General features: G+C 35.2%; 20 protein-coding genes. 4 read left to right on the forward strand and 16 right to left on the reverse strand.

The genetic code is table 11. The annotated features are described in order from the left end of the window. The first annotated feature begins 2 nt into the window (after window positions 1–2). Complete coding sequence (locus tag MHH71_RS08715; RefSeq protein ID WP_006094123.1) at window positions 3–911, forward strand: S66 peptidase family protein; 909 nt, start codon at window positions 3–5, stop codon at window positions 909–911. A 353-nt stretch (window positions 912–1,264) separates the two neighbouring features. Here the strand turns inward: MHH71_RS08715 and MHH71_RS08720 are convergent, their stop codons facing one another. The 3 genes from MHH71_RS08720 to MHH71_RS08730 all read right to left on the reverse strand — a co-directional run bounded on the left by MHH71_RS08720 (window position 1,265) and on the right by MHH71_RS08730 (window position 2,767). Next, window positions 1,265–1,663 (reverse strand): SseB family protein, encoded by a 399-nt coding sequence (locus MHH71_RS08720; protein WP_003196121.1) that lies wholly within the window; start codon window positions 1,661–1,663, stop codon window positions 1,265–1,267. A 112-nt stretch (window positions 1,664–1,775) separates the two neighbouring features. Beyond that, window positions 1,776–2,345 carry a cysteine hydrolase family protein gene (locus MHH71_RS08725; protein ID WP_006094122.1) on the reverse strand — a complete coding sequence of 190 codons (570 nt, stop codon included), beginning with the start codon at window positions 2,343–2,345 and terminating at the stop codon, window positions 1,776–1,778. Further along, a complete protein-coding gene (locus MHH71_RS08730) occupies window positions 2,345–2,767 on the reverse strand; it encodes a carboxymuconolactone decarboxylase family protein (RefSeq protein ID WP_018764186.1) in 423 nt (140 codons plus the stop codon). The genes MHH71_RS08725 and MHH71_RS08730 overlap by 1 nt, the downstream gene beginning before the upstream one ends. 126 nt (window positions 2,768–2,893) lie before the next feature. Between MHH71_RS08730 and MHH71_RS08735 the strand changes: the two genes are divergently transcribed. After that, window positions 2,894–3,352, forward strand: a complete 459-nt coding sequence (locus tag MHH71_RS08735) for an Lrp/AsnC family transcriptional regulator (RefSeq protein WP_003196118.1) — start codon at window positions 2,894–2,896, stop codon at window positions 3,350–3,352. 96 nt (window positions 3,353–3,448) lie between these two features. Then, window positions 3,449–3,631: a DUF3913 family protein gene (locus MHH71_RS08740; RefSeq protein WP_003196117.1), complete on the forward strand. Its 183-nt coding sequence runs from the start codon at window positions 3,449–3,451 to the stop codon at window positions 3,629–3,631. A gap of 59 nt (window positions 3,632–3,690) precedes the next feature. Here the strand turns inward: MHH71_RS08740 and MHH71_RS08745 are convergent, their stop codons facing one another. Beyond that, a complete protein-coding gene (locus MHH71_RS08745) occupies window positions 3,691–4,704 on the reverse strand; it encodes a CPBP family intramembrane glutamic endopeptidase (protein WP_033799626.1) in 1,014 nt (337 codons plus the stop codon). A 228-nt stretch (window positions 4,705–4,932) separates the two neighbouring features. Between MHH71_RS08745 and MHH71_RS08750 the strand changes: the two genes are divergently transcribed. Further along, window positions 4,933–6,390, forward strand: coding sequence for an alanine/glycine:cation symporter family protein (locus tag MHH71_RS08750; protein WP_006094120.1), 1,458 nt, complete (start codon window positions 4,933–4,935; stop codon window positions 6,388–6,390). Between the two features lie 30 nt (window positions 6,391–6,420). Here the strand turns inward: MHH71_RS08750 and MHH71_RS08755 are convergent, their stop codons facing one another. The 12 genes from MHH71_RS08755 to MHH71_RS08810 form a co-directional block, all read right to left on the reverse strand. Continuing rightward, window positions 6,421–7,197, reverse strand: coding sequence for an ABC transporter permease (locus MHH71_RS08755; protein ID WP_003196114.1), 777 nt, complete (start codon window positions 7,195–7,197; stop codon window positions 6,421–6,423). Then, a complete protein-coding gene (locus MHH71_RS08760; RefSeq protein ID WP_018781039.1) occupies window positions 7,197–8,099 on the reverse strand; it encodes an ABC transporter ATP-binding protein in 903 nt (300 codons plus the stop codon). The genes MHH71_RS08755 and MHH71_RS08760 overlap by 1 nt, the downstream gene beginning before the upstream one ends. A gap of 14 nt (window positions 8,100–8,113) precedes the next feature. Beyond that, entirely contained in the window at window positions 8,114–8,905 is a 792-nt protein-coding gene (locus MHH71_RS08765) for a hypothetical protein (protein ID WP_018781040.1), read from the reverse strand. After that, complete coding sequence (locus MHH71_RS08770) at window positions 8,902–9,600, reverse strand: ABC transporter ATP-binding protein (RefSeq protein ID WP_006094117.1); 699 nt, start codon at window positions 9,598–9,600, stop codon at window positions 8,902–8,904. Before MHH71_RS08770 ends, MHH71_RS08765 begins: the two co-directional genes overlap by 4 nt. Continuing rightward, window positions 9,600–9,977, reverse strand: coding sequence for a GntR family transcriptional regulator (locus MHH71_RS08775; protein WP_003196110.1), 378 nt, complete (start codon window positions 9,975–9,977; stop codon window positions 9,600–9,602). Before MHH71_RS08775 ends, MHH71_RS08770 begins: the two co-directional genes overlap by 1 nt. Before the next feature lie 127 nt (window positions 9,978–10,104). Continuing rightward, window positions 10,105–11,322 (reverse strand): acyl-CoA dehydrogenase family protein, encoded by a 1,218-nt coding sequence (locus MHH71_RS08780; RefSeq protein WP_006094116.1) that lies wholly within the window; start codon window positions 11,320–11,322, stop codon window positions 10,105–10,107. 13 nt (window positions 11,323–11,335) lie between these two features. Next, a complete protein-coding gene (locus tag MHH71_RS08785) occupies window positions 11,336–12,523 on the reverse strand; it encodes a CaiB/BaiF CoA transferase family protein (RefSeq protein ID WP_006094115.1) in 1,188 nt (395 codons plus the stop codon). Window positions 12,524–12,622: 99 nt separating this feature from the next. Beyond that, the gene (locus tag MHH71_RS08790) at window positions 12,623–14,005 is read right to left on the reverse strand and encodes a putrescine aminotransferase (protein ID WP_006094114.1); all 1,383 of its coding nucleotides are present in this window, start codon (window positions 14,003–14,005) and stop codon (window positions 12,623–12,625) included. Next, a complete protein-coding gene (locus MHH71_RS08795) occupies window positions 14,006–15,499 on the reverse strand; it encodes an aldehyde dehydrogenase family protein (protein ID WP_033798752.1) in 1,494 nt (497 codons plus the stop codon). Window positions 15,500–15,703: 204 nt separating this feature from the next. Next, window positions 15,704–17,833, reverse strand: coding sequence for a sigma 54-interacting transcriptional regulator (locus tag MHH71_RS08800; RefSeq protein WP_003196105.1), 2,130 nt, complete (start codon window positions 17,831–17,833; stop codon window positions 15,704–15,706). Window positions 17,834–17,971: 138 nt separating this feature from the next. Further along, window positions 17,972–18,220: a hypothetical protein gene (locus MHH71_RS08805; RefSeq protein ID WP_003196104.1), complete on the reverse strand. Its 249-nt coding sequence runs from the start codon at window positions 18,218–18,220 to the stop codon at window positions 17,972–17,974. A gap of 27 nt (window positions 18,221–18,247) precedes the next feature. Further along, the gene (locus MHH71_RS08810) at window positions 18,248–18,538 is read right to left on the reverse strand and encodes an SAV0927 family protein (protein WP_006094112.1); all 291 of its coding nucleotides are present in this window, start codon (window positions 18,536–18,538) and stop codon (window positions 18,248–18,250) included. Window positions 18,539–18,556 lie beyond the last annotated feature (18 nt).

The raw sequence follows: 18,556 nt of genomic DNA on the forward strand, positions 1-18,556 counted from the left end.
AAATGATTCAGCCAAATGTCTTACAACAAGGTGATACGGTAATGATTATTGCTCCAGCAGGCCCTCCAGTAATAGAACACGTTCTTGCAGGAAAAAAAGTATTAGAAACAATGGGCCTATCCGTAATAATTGGTCAAAGTGTTTACGAGAAATACGGCTATCTAGCTGGAAATGATGCAATCCGCCTTCAGGATTTACATGAATCTTTTTCCAATCCTGAAGTGCAAGCCGTTTTTTGCGCAAGAGGTGGATACGGAAGTGGTCGTCTCCTTCCTCATATTCAATATGAACTCATTCGAAACAACCCGAAGATTTTTTGGGGATATAGTGATATTACTGCTTTACATATTGCCTTTTCACAATATGTAGGACTCATTACATTCCATGGACCTATGATTGAAGAATTAGGAAAAGGAGTGAATTCTCTTTCTTTATCTTCTTTCAATCAACTATTCTATCCGTATTCAACTATTTTACCAGCAGCAGAATGCATTACCACTACATCTACTTGTACAGTTTCCGCACCATTAGTTGGAGGTAATTTAACCGTTTTAGTAAGTACACTGGGTACCCCCTATGAAATCTATACAGCGAATAAAATTGTATTACTTGAAGATATTGGAGAAGAACCGTATCGTATTGATCGCATGTTCAATCAATTACATTTAGCAGGAAAATTGAATGAATGTGCAGGAGTTGTATTCACCAGCTGCCATGATTGTATAGCCTCAAAGCAGTCTCTATCATTACAAACCATATTGTATAACTATCTCGCTCCATACAATATTCCTGTGTTATTCGGCCTTCCTATCGGGCATATACAGCCAAATGTCGGAATACCACTCGGTGTTACTGCCACAATGGACACGGAAAGAAATACACTTTCTATCCCTTCAGGTGTGAAATTTTAATCATCCTCACTGATTAAGATTTCACTTTATATTAGGTTAGAAGGAAATACTCTATATAATTTTTCATTCACAGCAAAAAAAGGAAGAGCGTGTATCGCTTTTCCTTTTTACTATATATATCCATTTTGATTTTTCAACATATAAGTCGCTGTTATGAAGAAAAAGGTGACCCGCACTTACTTTCTCTCTTTGTTTTCACTTAGCATGGGGCAGGAAGAGGGTCTGACCGCTTTTATGCATGGTCGGATGCTCTCTTCCACCTACATATTAGGTTTTATGTCGATTTTTCAATTTGTATTTATATATATTTCCTTATACCGAGTTGACTATAAGGAGTGCTGACAACAATTTTTTTACTGATAATAATTAAATATACGCCCAGATGCTATATCCGCAACCTCTTCTGGAATAAACGTTTTGCTAAGCTCTGTACCAACATTCAATACCGCCGTCGCTTCTTGATCTAGATTTTCAAATAATTCTTTCCCACGTATCGTAATAAGGGGCGTTTCTTCCGGCAACACATCTTTCACAAATTCCAATTGTGTAAAGAACGGTACGATCCATCTACCCTCTCCTTGGAAATAACGCAAACGAAGTGTTCCTTCTGATGCAGAATCATCCGCCTCTATAGATCCAGCAACATAAAAATGAGTTGTTAGCAACAATTCATAAAATTCCTTTTGTTTTTGTTTATCCTCTTCTGCTAAAACGAGTACTGTTTCTATTTTCTTTACTGGAATTTGCTCCATATGCTGCCACCCCTATTTTCAAAATAATTATACTTTAATTATACGAAATATTCTTATTTTTTTCCACATAATTATTCAAATATTTTATTGAAATAGTATCAATCATTCATCGTTACAACTGAACCAATCTTACCTTCTCTAATATTTCCGATGTTGTAACGATGGTAGCGAATTCCTCATGAAGATTTACGAGGGTCATATTATGAATTTCTTCTGCACAATATTGTAAACCATCCGGCCCTTTTCGATTAAATGTAGCTGTTGCATCACTTACTAAATACGTTGAAAAGCCTAAGTTTCCAGCCATCCGTGTTGTTGTTTCCACACAGTGATTCGTCGTTAACCCAACAATAATAACCGAGTTACAGTTCTTCTCTTTTAATTGCTTTTCTAAATTTGTTCCCATGAATGCACTGTTCACACACTTTTGAATAACTATCTCCCCTTGTAATGGCTGTACTTCCTCTTTAAACTGACTTGTTTCTGCATTTGGATGAAACATCGATTCTATATTTTCTTTGTTTACATGTTGTATATGAAAAAGCGGCAAATCTCTTCGTCTCCACTCTTCTAATAAACTTTTCATATTCTCTTCTGCAAAAGGATTATTTCGCTCGCCCCAATAAGGTAGATTAAACGCTTTTTGTACATCAATAATAATAAGTGCTGACTGTTTCAGCATTATTCCTTCTCCTCTCCTGGCTGTAATTGAAATAAAAATCCAAGTTGTTGTGAAGCAGTAATAAAGCAAATATATACACAGAGTTCTACAATCTCTGCCTCACTCCAATACTGTTTCAACACATCAAACATCTTATCATCTATCGCTGAACGATTATGTACAAATACATGTGCAAAGGTTACAGCAGTACTAATCTCTTCTACCTTTTGCACATCATCTGGCTTTCCTTTTGCCATGCAATACAAACACTCATTTCCAAAAGCAAGTGTTCTACGTACTTGTTCTTTTAATTCTGCAGAAAGTGCCCCTTTTTCATATAATGTATTTTCTAATACACTCCAAGTATGTAGTATATCTGGACAATGCCCTAATAATTTTTGAAACTTTGTTTCTCCTACATCTGATAATGAAATTCTCTCCATCATTTCTCCTCCTATTCCTTTCTGTTTTATTGTAAAATAAAGTATAGCCTTTTCACATTTCATATGAATCTTTATTTATATATTTTCTTTACAAAAATCATTATTTTACTGGAGGTATAGTTACATATGCAATTAGATCGTGTAGATCGTAAAATTTTAAATGAATTATATAATGATAGTCGCCTCTCTATGCGAGAATTATCAAAACGCGTAAACTTATCCGCGCCTTCTACTGCAGAACGTGTTCGTAAGTTAGAAAATGAAGGAGTCATTCAAAAATATACAATTGATATTGATTATAAAAAAGCCGGGCTCGTCTTAGATTGTATTTTAGAAATCACCTTAAAAAATGGTGATACAACGCGCATGCAACAATTTATTCAATCGTATCCATCGGCAAGCTTTTGCTATCGCGTAACTGGAAGTCTTTGTTATATCGTTAAAATTTCTGTTCCTTCATTAGTTGAACTTGAAGAGTTTATTAATGATGTTTCTTCATATGCAACAACTGTTTCTCATATCGTATTATCGGAAGTATCCCTTACTCCTGATATCGAACATATTTTTCCAGAAGAACAAAATTAATTTTTATTCAAAATATAATAAAAAACCCCTTACAAAAAGAATAAAAATGTTTTATTATGTATTAAAATACATAAAGTTCGAGAAAGGGGCATTACATTGAAAATTTGGTTTTACGAAAAAACGATACAAGAAGATGATTTACTTGGCATTTGGGATAATGTTCCCACCATCCCTCGAATTGGGGAAAAGGTGGAAATTTTAAAAATGGTTCGTACAGTCACAGATATTAAATATGTAAAAAACGGAAACAACTTCCACGTTGAAATTGTTATCCATTAAAATAGCAGCTCTCCTCATTTATATTGGAGAGCTGCTATTTTTCATTTCCTATACTCTTATCAGTGTTCTGCCTTTGTTATAATAATTTTTTCATTCTCTACTACAACCGTTACATAATCATTCTCTTCTAATCTCAACTGATTCACAGCCTCATCTGGCAACTCTACAGCCATAAGTTGATCCGTTAAAATGACTTGACTATACATTTTATTTTGTTGTAATGATACAACTGCCTTATCTTCATTGATAAAACGAAGAGGTGGTACCCCCACTTCTTTTACAGTTCGCCAATTTTTACGAATAAAAGGTGCCAACCATAATAAACTGATCAGAATTACAACGAGTCCAATCCATAAATTACTTTGTCCTTGTAATTCAGCAATCGAAATGACATCATCTGTTCCTTCACCACTCGTTAATTGGATGGTAGTTGCTATACAATTATTCAACGCATGAACAGCAATATTCGTCCATATATTTTTCGTTTTTATGTAAAGAAGACACATGACAACACCAAATACAAAAGCACCGACTACATCAAAATGTCCTAAACCAAAAATAAGAGAGGACACAATTACAGCACGTTTTATCCCCCACTTAAACGTCATACGCTGTAAAAAGAAACCTCGAAAGATAACTTCCTCCATAATAGGTGCAAAAATACATGCTGAAATAAAGCTAAAGATTTTTGTATATGTGCTACTCATATCAATTACACTATCATCACTTAATACACCCATTAAGAAATCTGGAACAAGATGTGCTAATATGTAAAATTGAATAAAAGATACACCGAATGCAAAAATCATTCCCATTGCGGTTGCAACTATGATTATCTTCCAGTTTAACCGTGATGGTTTATCAAAGAAGCTAGTAAATATAACATTATTTTTTCGTGTTTTTAAATATAACCATAGTAGTGGAAATACAAAAAACACCGAAATTTGCACTGCAACATCCATGACATTTTCTGAAGCGCCCGCAAAGGATAGCGGTAGCACCATTACTACTATACCCAAAATCATCCATGCAAAAAAATTCCGAAGTCGTATACGTGAAAATGCGTATTGAATAAAAAACACCCCCAAGATGATATATTTATATTTTAATATGAATATCATTAAAATTCTTCCTATTTTTCTCAGTTCGCTTTTAAATACTATACCTATTAAAATATATAATAAGGAATCTATTTTGTAATTTCCTCTTTGCAAGATTTTCTGTTATAATGTTAAACGTCGCTTTTTATACCTGTTTTTTCAAAACATATTATCATGATAGGAATAAGGAGGATTACGCACATGGATTTTTTTGAAAATGTCATTACTCCGATTCATAAGTTTATTACAACAACAAACGAATATTTATGGGGTTATATTTTAATTACATTGTTAATCACTGTAGGTTGTTATTTTACAATAAGAGCTGGATTTGTTCAATTCCGTCAAATTCGTGAAATGATCCGTTTGCTAGGCGATGGCGCAAGCCCTTCTACACGTAAAGCACAAAAAGAAAAGCATGGTGTTTCTTCATTCCAAGCGTTTTGCATGAGTACAGCATCACGTGTTGGAACAGGTAACTTAGCTGGTGTAGCAATTGCTATTTCTACGGGTGGACCAGGTGCTGTCTTTTGGATGTGGCTTATCGCTATGATTGGCGGCGCATCTGCTTTCGTTGAAAGTACACTTGCACAAATTTATAAAATTAAAGACGGTAAAACATTCCGTGGTGGACCAGCATACTACATGGAAAAAGGTTTAAACAAACGCTGGATGGGTATGATTTTCTCCGTTTTAATCACAGTTAGTTTCGGTTTAGTCTTTAACGCTGTACAAGCAAATACCGTAACATCTGCATTCGATGGTGCTTTTCATATCGATCCAAAAATAGTTGGAGTTTCATTAGCTGCTCTATTATCTGTTATTATTTTTGGTGGCGTAAAACGAATCGCACGTGTTGTAGAAATGATTGTACCAGTTATGGCAATCATTTATGTTGCAGTTGCACTATTTGTTGTCGTGACAAATATTACATTGATTCCAGAAATGATAAAAGAAATTTTAGCACACGCATTTGGCATAAAAGAAATCGCGGGCGGTAGCTTTGGTGCAGCTGTTTTACTTGGTGTCAAACGTGGTTTATTCTCCAATGAAGCTGGTATGGGTAGTGCACCAAACGCAGCTGCGACTGCTAATGTAACACACCCTGTTAAACAAGGTTTTATTCAAACACTTGGTGTCTTTACAGATACATTATTAATATGCAGTTGTACTGCTTTTATTATCCTTTTATCAGACGTTCATACTGGAACAGATTTAAACGGTATTCAGTTAACACAAGAAGCGTTAAAAGCACATATTGGTCCTTGGGCTCCAATCTTTGTCGCTGTAGCAATTTTCTTGTTTGCTTTCAGTTCTCTAATCGGAAATTACTATTATGGTGAGACAAATATCGAGTTCTTAAAAGGAAGCAAAACAACACTTATGATTTACCGCATCGCTGTAATTGGTATGGTATTCCTAGGTTCTGTTGCAACCATTCAAGTTGTTTGGGATTTAGCCGACCTATTTATGGGCGTTATGGCAATCTTCAACTTAGTTACAATCATATTCTTAAGCAAATACGCATTTGCAGCATTAAAAGATTATATGAAGCAAAAAGAGGCTGGAAAAGATCCTGTCTTCTACGCCGACAGCATTCCTGGTTTAGAAAATACAGAATGCTGGGATCGTGAAAAAACAGAAGAAAAAGTTGGTTAAGAAAAATCCCCGCGAGCGGGGATTTTTCTATTATAGTACATCACGCTTTTGGAATAATGTACTTGATGCAACGAGTAATACTACAAAATAAGCAAGTACTAGCAGTAAAGATGTTGTGAAATTAAATTCTGTAAATGGTGGTTCAGCGCCGCCACTAATTAATTTGTTGCTGTCGTACATACTTAAGTTCAAATGGAAAAACACAACAAATTTCACAGTACCTTTTCCAAACATCATAAGTGCCATCTTAATTGGCCCTTGTAGGAAAAATAGGAACAATGTAATAATTAATGGCAACACAGATTTTCTAAATACATTTGCCAAGAAAAAGGCAAGTGTTGCAAAGAAGAACGGTGCAAGAAGTTGATATGAGATTGATTTAAGCAATATGCTTAACGTTAAATCTGTTTTCCCTCCGTCCATTGCAATTGCACCGATAATCATTGCAATTAACATACCAGCAAAGACAACAAATAGCATTGTTAGTAATACAGAAATGTATTTAGAAAATAAAATCATAATTCTTTTTCTCGGACGAATTAATAATTGCTTAATCGTTCCTTTTTGAAACTCCTCTGTAATCGTACGAGAAGCAATCGTAATACCGAAAATTGTTGCAAATAAAATAACTAAACTAATATCTGACTTCGTAAAATCTAAATATGTTCCATTAAAATCTTTAGCTTCACCCCATTTTAATATTGCGAGGACACCTAAAATTTCTAATGCAGCAATTACACCTATTAAAATATACATACCTTTTTTTGCATGTAATTTTAGCAATTCATTTTGAATTAATTTAAACATTACGCTCTCACTCCCCCTGTAATCGCTAAGAACTCATCTTCTAACGTTTTATTTTGTACTGTAACGCCATATACAAGTACATCAGCATGCACAAGTTGTTTTACAATTTGCGGAATCTTTTCTTTCGCTACAGATGTCTCAACTACGCTCCCCTGTGCCTTACCTTTAATAATTTCATTCGCTTTCTGAATTTGATCTACCTCAAATGCCACTACAACCGTTTCACCATGCTTTGCTTGCTCATGTAAGTTATACTCTTGCACAAACTGTCCTTGCTTAATAATAACAACACGATCGCACATCAATTCAATTTCACTCAATAAATGACTCGATACGATGACAGCGATATTTTCCTCTTTCGCTAATCGTTGTAAATAATCACGAATTTGACGAATACCAGCCGGATCTAATCCGTTCGTCGGTTCATCTAAAATTAAAATTTTCGGATTATGTAAAAGTGCTTGCGCAATCCCCAGACGTTGTTTCATTCCAAGTGAATATGTTTTCACTTTCTTATGGATAGCGTGTTCTAATTCTACAAGTTTTACAATTTCAGTAATTCGTTCTTTACTAATCGGCTTAACTGCCATATTTGCAAAATGCTTTAAATTTTGCATTCCTGTCATATAGTCATAGAGTTCCGGATTCTCGACAATCGCCCCAATTTGTTCTAACGCCTTCTCACGTTCTGTCTGAATGCTATGACCACAAATTGTAATATCGCCTTTTGTCATTGAAATCAGACCAGTCATCATCCGAATTGTCGTCGTTTTCCCGCTTCCATTCGGTCCAAGAAATCCATATACTTCCCCTTCACGAACCTCAAATGAAAGACCACGAATAATTTCATTTTTCCCTATTTTTTTATGGACGTTTTCTAATTTCACTACTACGTTTCCCAATGATTGTTCCTCCTTTAGACTTCTAGTTTTTTGTCGATGATATGACTTGTTATTACCATCAATAAAAAAGTTAATAATAAACTAAAAATTAAATAAGAAATATTTGAAGCATCATTAAAATAAAAAGATGTTTCGAAAAAACCATTTTTATCTATAACTCCAACATTTTTTATCGAAAATACATATATATTTATTTTGTCTAGCATATTAGTTATAACAAACTGGATTCCACCGAAAACAACAAAGAAAATTATAAATAACATTTTATTTAATGAGGATTTCACATTAAATAGTTTTACAACTATGATTATGAAATACAGAGAAACTAATGTACTCACTAAATCTATAATCCATAAGAAGATAGAGAACAAATGGTGTAAAAGCCCATAATTGTATAACCTATTAATGGCTTGTTGTACCCCTCCATTTGCTTTATTCTCATATATATTGATAGAAAGAAGATGTAAAAAAGCAATTCCTATTAACGACAATAGAGTAAACATTATTATAAAAAATAATAAATTCGCATATATATATTTCTTTGATGGGATGGCAACATATTGAATCATAGACCCTCTTACTATTTTTCTGAAAGAAGAGATCGCCAATAAGAAGATAGAAAATGCAGTCATACAAAATAAGAATATAAATATGATTAATGCTATATCTTGTCTATTTGAAACCCTTATCCCTGAGGACCCCTTCATATTAAATAATAAAATTAATGAAATAGTAATAAATCCAAAATAAATTATCCATACCTTCTTTTTATTACAATTATATAAATATCGAAGAAGTGAACTCATTTCCTGAACACCTCCTTAAACAACTCATTTACAGCTTTTCCCCTCTGAAAACGAAGCTCTTCTACATTCTCATGCAGTACAATCTCACCATCCTTCAAAAAGATAACCTCATCAAAAATGTTTTCAATTTCGCCAATTAAATGGGTCGAAATGATGATAGTACAATCTTCACGATAAAATTGTAATATAAGTTCTAGCACATGCTCCCGTGAAACAGGGTCGATTCCACCAAGTGGTTCATCTAATATATAAAGTTTTGCTTTTCTCGAAAATGTTAAAATCAGCTGTAGCTTTTCAACCATTCCTTTTGACAGTACTGTAATTTTTTCTTCTAGCGGTATTTTAAATTCAGCTATCGTATCAACCGCCTTTTGAATATCAAAATCTTGATAAAAGTCTCTATAGAAAAATAAAGCCTCTTTTACAGTCATCCATTCATCAAATACTGGTCTATCAGGCATAAATGAAACAATCTTTTTTGTTTCTAAACCTACTTTCTCACTTGCTATTGTGATATTTCCTTCCGAAGGGTGCTGCAAACCTGAGATCATTTTCAATAATGTTGTTTTTCCACTACCGTTATCTCCAACAAGACCAACGATTTTTCCTTCTGTAATCTCTATGTTTAGCTCACGAATCACTGCTTTTAAACCATATCGCTTCCATAAGTTCTCTATTTTTAATAGCTCTGTCATCAGCTCTCCTCCCTTTTCTCTTCCAATGAGGAACGAAGGATTGAGAGAATTTCCTCTTCTGTAAAACCTAAATTGTCCATTCCGTTTATAAAAGAATGAAGCAACTCTTTTGCCATATCTTTGCGCAGCTCCATAATTTTCTCCCCTTCGCTCGTTACATATCTCCCCATCCCTCTGCGTGTTACAACGATACCTTCTCTCTCTAGTTCTTGAAATGTACGCTGAATTGTATTTGGATTGACTTGTAACTCACTCGCTAATTCACGTACAGAGGGAATTTTGTCACCAGGTAATAAATGACCTGTTACAATTTCCTTTTTTATGTATTCCATCATCTGAATATAAATCGGTATGTTAGGAGAAAACTCAATTTTCATTTCTCCCCTCCTTTCGTCTTAGTGTACTAGTTAAATAGTACACTAAGACGAAAGGGATGTAAATACTTGTAAGTTAAAAATATAACAAAAAAAGGTAGTGCAACCTTCGTTGCACTACCTTCCTATTTTATTTCGTTACCATTTCTGCTTCACTTTCTTCAAAAGGCCACTTCGGTAACATATTACGGAGTTCCTTATCAGAGCGATAACCCAGTGCGTATTCTGCCTGCATAATGGTATGAATCTCACGTGTTCCTTCGTAAATAACTGGAGCTTTTGCATTTCGCAAATATCGTTCTACTGGAAATTCATTTGAATATCCATATGCCCCGTGCACCTGCACTGCATCATTTGCCGCTTCAAATGCAGCGTCACAAGCGATCCATTTTGCTAAAGAAGTTTCACGTGTATTACGTTTCCCTTCATTTTTTAACCACCCAGCTTTATAAACCAATAAACGTGATATTTCAAGGTTTGCAGACATTTTCGCAATCATTTGCTGCACAAGCTGATGTTTCCCAATTTCTTTCCCAAATGTTTTTCTCTCTTCACAATACTTTACACTTGCCTCCAAACTTGCTTGAATCAGTCCGCACGCACCTGCTGCTACTGTGAAACGTCCATTATCTAATGAAGCCATTGCAATTTTAAACCCTTCACCTTCTTCTCCAAGAAGGTTTTCCGCTGGTACTTTTACTTCATCTAAAAATACTTCACCTGTGTTGCCAGCTCGAATGCCAAGCTTTCCTTTTATCGCTTTTGTCGATACTCCTGGAAATGTTCGTTCTACGATAAAACAAGAAATACCTCGGTGCTTTAATTCTGGATTTGTTTTCGCAAATATTAAGAAGTGATCTGCAACATCACATAACGAAATCCATGTTTTAGATCCATTTAATACATAGTGATCACCTTGTTTCACTGCTGTTGTTTGCATCGCAACGACATCTGACCCTGCATTTGGTTCTGTTAAACCGAAAGCCCCAATTTTTTCACCTTTCGCTTGTGAAACAAGGTACTTTTGTTTTTGTTCTTCTGTTCCCCATTGCAGAAGTGTCATACTATTTAGACCTGTATGTACAGATACAGCTGTACGGAAAGCTGTGTCACCGCGTTCTAATTCTTCACAAACAATAGCCAGCGTATTATAATCCATACCCACGCCGCCATATTGTTCTGGGATACAAACGCCCATAAATTGCAGTTCTGCTAAACGCTTCAAGATTTTTTGTTCAAAATGTCCTTTTTCATCCCATTCTTTAATATATGGAATAATTTCATTATCTACAAAGAACCTCACTACTTTTCTAACACTTTGTTGTTCTTCTGTTAACGAAAAATTCATTTGTACTGCCTCCTTATATCCATTGATTTTTTGTCATTCTCGTAATGATTTCCTGAGAATACCCTAATTTTCGCAAAATCTTTTCTGTATGTTCCCCGTGGAGTGGTGGATATTTTTGCATCTGTACTGGTGTCCTTGAAAGCTTTAATGGTGAACCTACAAGTTTAAGATTTTCAATTGTTGGATGTTTCATATGAACCGTCATATCTCTCGCCACGGCTTGCTCTGTTTCTAGCGCTTCTTTCACATTAAGAATTGGTCCATTTGGAATTCCTGCTTCATCCAAAAGTTGTTTCCATTCCTCTTTCTTTTTCTTCTTCATTTCAATAGCAATCATATTGACGAGCTCATCTTTATGCTGAAGGCGACTTGCATTTGTTTTATAACGTTCTAAGCTGGATAAATCTTGTCTACCTAGCAACAAACAAAACTTATGAAACTGCTCATCGTTTCCGACCGCAACAACAAGATCACCATCCTCCGCTTCAAATACTTGATACGGAACAATATTCGGATGCTGATTGCCAAGTCTCTCTGGTAATTCACCTGTACATAAATAATTGCTCGCTACATTTACTAATGCTGCTAATTGGGAATCAAATAAAGAAATATCAATTTCTTGCCCTTCTCCCGTTCTATTTCGGTGCTGCAGAGCCGCTAAAATCCCGATACACGTAAAAAGACCTGTGAGCACATCTGAAATTGCAACCCCTACTTTTGCAGGCTCTTCATCCTTTCCTCCTGTTATACTCATAAGCCCACTCATTGCTTGAATCATATAATCATAGCCAGGAAGATGTGAAGCAGGACCCTTTTGACCAAACCCACTAATAGAAGCTAGAATAATGTCTCCCTTCACTTCTTGTAACACATCATAACCAAGTCCCATTCTTTCAAGTGTCCCAGGCTTGAAATTTTGCACAACGATATCAGCATGAGAAACAAGCTTTTTCAAAATATCCTTTCCCATTTCTGATTTTAAATTTAATGTAAGCGACTCTTTATTGCGATTCGCACAAAGAAAATAAGCACTTTCTCCTTCTACAAAAGGCGGTCCCCATCCTCTTGTATCATCACCATTTCCTATATTCTCAACTTTAATTACCTCAGCTCCTAAATCACCGAGAATCATTGTACAAAAAGGACCGGCAAGAACCCGAGATAAATCAATAATTGTAATCCCTTGTAGTGCTCCCTCCAACTCCTTCTCCTCCTATAGTAAAAACCAGCAAAACCAATGAGAAAAAAAGGAGACATGTTGGTTTTACTGGTTTGTATTTACAAGCTATTGTGTAAAAAATTATTGTACTTTTACTTGTGCCAACACTGATTTAAATGCATTGATTACTGTATCTACTTCTTCATAACTAATTGTAAGCGATGGCTCAATACGAATTGTTTTCGAATTAATTAACGTTCCTGCAACAAGAATTCCTTGATCAAACATCGCCTTCGATACTTCATAACCAATTTCATCCTTATGGAATTCAATCCCAATCATTAAACCTTGGCCACGGATTTCAAATACTTTGTCTTCATGTCCTTCCGCTGCCTTTTTCAACCCTTTTAAGAAATACTCCCCAACTTCCGCAGCTCGTTCTGGTAATTTATCTTCCAATAATACATGGATTGTTGCAATTGCAGCAGCACATGCAAGTGGATTTCCACCAAACGTTGTTGTATGCATGAATGGATTTTCAAACCAGCTTTTGAATACTTTTTCTTTAGCAACAATTGCACCCGCTGGCATTACGCCCCCGCCAAATGCCTTTGCAAGACAAATAATATCCGGTACAACATCATATAATTCTGCAGCAAACATTTTCCCAGTGCGTCCCATTCCTGTTTGTACTTCATCAAAAATAAGTAGTGATCCGAATTCATCACAAAGCTCTCTCACTTGTTTCAAATAATTTTCTGGAGGTAAAATAATACCGCCCTCTCCTTGAATTGGTTCTAAAATAACAGCTGCAACATCTTCTCCAACTAAAGCGCATGTTTCAAATGTTTTTCTCATCATATCAATATCACCAAATGGGACGTGACGGAAGCCTGGAATTAATGGTAAGAATGGTTTACGGAACATTCCTTTTGCTGTTCCAGATAAAGAACCAAGACTCTTACCGTGGAAAGCACGTGTTGTGGAAATAAAAGTTGTTCGTTCACTGTACATTTTTGCTAGTTTTAATGCTGCCTCCACACTTTCCGTCCCACTATTTGTAAAGAAAGCATATTTCAAATCACCAGGTGTAATATCCGCTAAAATTTTTGCAAGAATCGCACGAAGTGGATCTAGTAAATCCTGACTATGCAATGCTTGACGCTTTAATTGATCCGTTACAGCTTTTACAACTTTCGGATTACGGTGTCCAACATTATAAATCCCGAATCCACCTAAACAATCAATATATTTTTTTCCATTGATATCCATGAAGCAAGATCCTTCATCAGACCATTCTACTGCTGCAAATTGCCCATCTTTTGTTACTGTTTTTCTATATGCGAGGAAGCCAGGATTTACGTGTTCTCTAAATCCATCTACTGTTTCTTTTTGGATCCAGTTCGCCTCTTCTGCAGAAACTTTCTCTTTTTCAATTAGTTGCAGTACTTTTGTAATATAATCATTTACACTCGTATTCTTCACATCTTGTTCATTAGATTTACTTTTCACATTTGTTCCCATCTATTTCACCTCTACAGTCTTTTTATTTGCAAACCAACCAATTGGTTCTACTTCTAGATTTATATTAATCTGCTTAATTTCTTGGAATTCCTCTAAACCAAACGTTCCTAAGCTACGACCGATACCACTTTGTTTATATCCGCCCCAAGGCGCCTCGTTGTATGTTGGGTGGTAACTATTAATCCACGTAATTCCTGCACGAAGCTTGCGGATTACACGCATCGCTTTAGCACCATCAACTGTAAATACACCTCCAGCTAAGCCGTAATCTGTACCGTTTGCTAGTTCAATTGCTTCTTGTTCATCCTTAAATTTTTGGATAACTACAACAGGACCAAAAATTTCTTCCTGCACAATACGCATATCAGGTTTCACATTGACAAAGACCGTTGGTTCAATAAAGAAGCCATCACCTTTCCCATCCGCCAGTATACGCTTTCCTCCGCAAACAATTTCTGCTCCTTCATCTTTTCCAATCTCTATATAGCGTAATACTTTTTCCATATGCTCCTGACTTACAAGTGGCCCCATCTCTGATTCTGGGTTATCACCAGGTCCAACATTAATTTGCTTTGCTCGTTCTACGAAACGATTAACAAATCTATCGTAAACGCTTTCTTCTACAAGAATTCTTGATCCTGCTGAACATACTTGTCCAGCACCTGCATAAATACCAAACAGAGCATAATCAACAGCTGTTTCAAAATCTGCATCTGCAAAAATAATATTTGGAGATTTCCCGCCTAGTTCTAGCGAAATCTTTTTCATATTATCTGCCGCTGTTCTCATAATGTGCTTTCCTGTTTTTGTTCCGCCCGTAAAGGAGATCATATCAACTTTATTACTTGCTGCAATCTCATTTCCTACTATTGGCCCGGCGCCCATTACCATATTGGCAACACCTTTTGGCAATTCTACTTTTTCCATTATTTCGAATATTTTCATTGCAGTGATTGGTGTAACCTCAGAAGGCTTAAATACAATTGTGTTTCCAGCTGCTAAAGCAGGTGCAATTTTCCAAACACTCATTAGTAACGGATAATTCCAAGGAACTATTAAACCACAAACACCAACTGGCTCTCTCACTACCATAGCTTGCATCGGATCAGCTACATGATACGTTTGTCCGTCTGGCTTTGTAATCAACCCAGCATAATAGCGGAAACAAGCTGCCGCATCTCCAATATCTCCTTCTGCCTCTCGATATGTTTTTCCATTATCCATTGTTTCAAGACGCGCAAGTTCTTTCAAATTTTTATCAATTTCATCTGCTATTTTAAATAAATAAGATGCTCTTTCCGCAGCAGAAGTTTCTGACCAAATTCCGCTATCAAAAGTAGCTCTTGCCACTTCAATCGCGTATTTCGCATCCTCGATCGTTCCTTCAGATGCATATGCGATAACCTTGCCATTCGCAGGGTTAATAATCGGTTTTTTCTCTTGATTACTAGAATCTCTCCATTCACCGTTTAGATACATTTTTAAATCTAGCACTGTATATAGCCCCCCTTTGTCAATCATTCATATATTATATAAGCAATAATTGTGCCAACATTTGAAATACGAAGCAATCATAAAAAAACTGACGATTTCCTTAAATAACCTATACAAAGTTATGCGTTTTTGCATAGATTATTACATTTCGCATAATTACAACAAAGAGAAGGGGCAGTCTATGTAGACTCCCCCCTTTCTCCTTTAAAAATACGAAATTGTATCAATTGCTATTTCCTTTTCATTCATGATTTTTTGATATTTACGACTAACAGAAGACTGGCTTATCCCAAGAGCCTTTGCTGCCTTTGTTGTCGTTTTATACTGCTTCATTGCAAGTAAAATTAATTGTTCTTCTACAGAATGCAATGCTTCTTGTAGTGGCAAAACTCTTGTAATCACTGGCTTTGATTTTTTAAAATCATATCCAGGATTAAGGAATTTACTAACAAATTCAGCATCAATGACTGAATCATCTGCCGATACTACTAAACGTTCAATCATATTCTGTAATTCTCTTACATTTCCTGGCCATGAATAAAACTCTAGTAAATTTAGTGCATCCGGAGTTAAATGATAGTTTTTATTATATTTTTCATTTAACTCTTGTAAAAAATGAAACGCGAGTAGTGGAACATCTTCCATTCGTTCTCTAAGCGGTGGAACTTGCAGTGGGATGACATTTAAGCGATAAAATAAATCTTCCCGGAACGTGCCCGCTTCCACCATTTTTTCAAGACGTTTATTCGTCGCGGCAATAATTTGAACATTGATTTTCGTAGGTATTGTGCTTCCAATTGGAATTACCTCTTGTTCTTGCAATACTCTGAGTAATTTTACTTGCAGATGTAAAGGCATTTCTCCAATCTCATCCAAAAATAAAATTCCTTGATCCGCCCGCTTAAAATACCCTTCTTTTCCATTTTTATCAGCACCAGTAAAAGCACCTTTCGTATAGCCGAACAGTTCACTTTCTAACAATGTCTCTGGAATCGCACCGCAATTTAATTTTAAAAATGGATTTGAAGATCTGTTTCCAAGTTGATGAATCGCTTGTGCAATCACTTCTTTCCCAACACCTGATTCTCCAGAAATAAGAACATTTGAAGAAAAATCAGCTATTTTTTTTGCTTGAGTAATAATTTGCTCCATTTTCGGACTACAATAAATAAGTTTCTTAAGAAAGCGATCTTTATTTTTAAAGCTGTCCAACTCTTTCTTATATTGTTCGGATATCTTTTTTATCTCATGCAATTCCGTCTTTAATCGCGTTGCTTCTGTAATATCTCTTGAGGCAATAATAATACGATGAAGCTCTCCATTTTCATTAAACACAGGATTTCCAACGGCTAATATCTTTCTACCTTTTTTTGTCTCTTGTACAATCGATACCTTTTTTTGTTGTTCCAACACTAATCGTGTAACTGATGGACTAAATAACCCTTTTTTCTCTAAGTCTAACAAATTTTTTCCTAAAAGATCCTTCAAATCTCTTCCCCAAAAATCATTGATAACGGTTTCACTATAACGGATTAATTCCCCTTTATGATTAACTACTAATATTTCATCATAAATGCTAGATAAAATTGCATGTAAGTCTTTATTTAAATCCTTTATATATTCAATTTCCATAGCCATATCCTCAACCATCGGTAAATCTTGCACAATAATGACCATTCCTTCGATTCTTTGATCGAAGCTTGGTATAGGACTGTAGTCAACTAATACTCCCATCTCATTTGTTATTTGTAATTGATTTAAAATCGTTTTTCCTGTTGCAAATACATTGTTAATATGTTCCCCATTAAAAATCTGTTCTGCTGGTGCATTCATTACTTTTTCAGGAGTGGATTTGATCATCTTCAAACCAGATTCATTACAATTCACAATTTTCTTTTCACGGTCTACTACAAAAATCCCCATTGGAATAGAAGTTAAAATAATTTTCAGTAGATCCACACTTTTATTTTCTTGTTTAAATAGTTCTGCAAAAACATCTTCTCTTCTTATGTATCCCGTTAACTCTCCTCTTTCATTTTTCACTATGGCAATAGGTGCCCCAATAATTTGAAAGAGAGCTGTTAAGGAAATATTTTTGCTAAGATGACATATTGTATCTAATGAAACAGCATTTGAAAGTAACATTTTAGTCGTTAAGCGCTCACTTCTTGATAGCAGCTCCTTAACATGGACGTATGCAGATAATTGATCTTCTCTTTTTAAAAACAGAAAAGATTCTTTCATATTTTCAGCGTCTATATTCCATTCCTGTTCAGATTGATCGATCGATATGGAAACAATAGGTCTAATTTTATCATGAGCAATGGAAAACATTTTGTTACTCCTCCTTTAAACTGCTTAACTTGTATTGTATCATTAAAATCGGAATTTTTTTAATTAATCTGACAATACATACTTTTTACTTACTTTACTAAAAAAAGAAGATGGATAGTTCCATCTTCCTCCCTAAAATTAATCACTACCACTAATTAAAATATCTTCTTGAATATACGCTAATACCATCCCTGGGATTACTTTATCTCCTGCTTCTACTTCTAAAGATTGTACTTCTCCGCTACATCCCATTTTAATTACTTCCAACTTACCATTCATATTTTTAATCGCAAACAGTGGTTCCCATTCATAAATTCGAGAGTCCTTATCAATAGCAACTTTTTCAACTGTTCCATAGCATGGGCTCGTAACTATTTCATAATACAAAATAAATCATTCCCTTCCTTTATTCTATTAATATTGCTCTGCCAACATTTGTGACTGGAGAATCATATGAAAAAAGCTTTGAAAATCTTCTACATCTTCTATTTCAATTCCTAGCTTAGGTGCCCAGTATTGCTCTTCTTCGATATCTTCCTGACTTAATAAAATCATTCTTCCATTTTGAATAGATGTGACCATTGCTTTTCCAAAAAATTGCTGTGAATACGTGACTGCTATATCATAGCGATGATGATTCGACATAATACAGTAATAACCAATTGGTTGCTTTTCAATTTGTTCTAATAAAATGTCCAGTTTCATTTGATTCCTCCCTTTAGC

Source organism: Bacillus sp. FSL H8-0534, assembly GCF_038005885.1.
Lineage (GTDB): Bacteria > Bacillota > Bacilli > Bacillales > Bacillaceae_G > Bacillus_A > Bacillus_A pseudomycoides.

What these genes read in the sequence shown, in the direction of transcription:
- MHH71_RS08715 (WP_006094123.1), top strand. Translation starts at nt 3, where the DNA reads ATGATTCAGCCAAATGTCTTACAACAAGGTGATACGGTAATGATTATT.
- MHH71_RS08720 (WP_003196121.1), bottom strand. Translation starts at nt 1,663, where the DNA reads ATGGAGCAAATTCCAGTAAAGAAAATAGAAACAGTACTCGTTTTAGCA.
- MHH71_RS08725 (WP_006094122.1), bottom strand. Translation starts at nt 2,345, where the DNA reads ATGCTGAAACAGTCAGCACTTATTATTATTGATGTACAAAAAGCGTTT.
- MHH71_RS08730 (WP_018764186.1), bottom strand. Translation starts at nt 2,767, where the DNA reads ATGGAGAGAATTTCATTATCAGATGTAGGAGAAACAAAGTTTCAAAAA.
- MHH71_RS08735 (WP_003196118.1), top strand. Translation starts at nt 2,894, where the DNA reads ATGCAATTAGATCGTGTAGATCGTAAAATTTTAAATGAATTATATAAT.
- MHH71_RS08750 (WP_006094120.1), top strand. Translation starts at nt 4,933, where the DNA reads ATGGATTTTTTTGAAAATGTCATTACTCCGATTCATAAGTTTATTACA.
- MHH71_RS08755 (WP_003196114.1), bottom strand. Translation starts at nt 7,197, where the DNA reads ATGTTTAAATTAATTCAAAATGAATTGCTAAAATTACATGCAAAAAAA.
- MHH71_RS08765 (WP_018781040.1), bottom strand. Translation starts at nt 8,905, where the DNA reads ATGAGTTCACTTCTTCGATATTTATATAATTGTAATAAAAAGAAGGTA.
- MHH71_RS08770 (WP_006094117.1), bottom strand. Translation starts at nt 9,600, where the DNA reads ATGACAGAGCTATTAAAAATAGAGAACTTATGGAAGCGATATGGTTTA.
- MHH71_RS08775 (WP_003196110.1), bottom strand. Translation starts at nt 9,977, where the DNA reads ATGAAAATTGAGTTTTCTCCTAACATACCGATTTATATTCAGATGATG.
- MHH71_RS08780 (WP_006094116.1), bottom strand. Translation starts at nt 11,322, where the DNA reads ATGAATTTTTCGTTAACAGAAGAACAACAAAGTGTTAGAAAAGTAGTG.
- MHH71_RS08790 (WP_006094114.1), bottom strand. Translation starts at nt 14,005, where the DNA reads ATGGGAACAAATGTGAAAAGTAAATCTAATGAACAAGATGTGAAGAAT.
- MHH71_RS08800 (WP_003196105.1), bottom strand. Translation starts at nt 17,833, where the DNA reads ATGTTTTCCATTGCTCATGATAAAATTAGACCTATTGTTTCCATATCG.
- MHH71_RS08810 (WP_006094112.1), bottom strand. Translation starts at nt 18,538, where the DNA reads ATGAAACTGGACATTTTATTAGAACAAATTGAAAAGCAACCAATTGGT.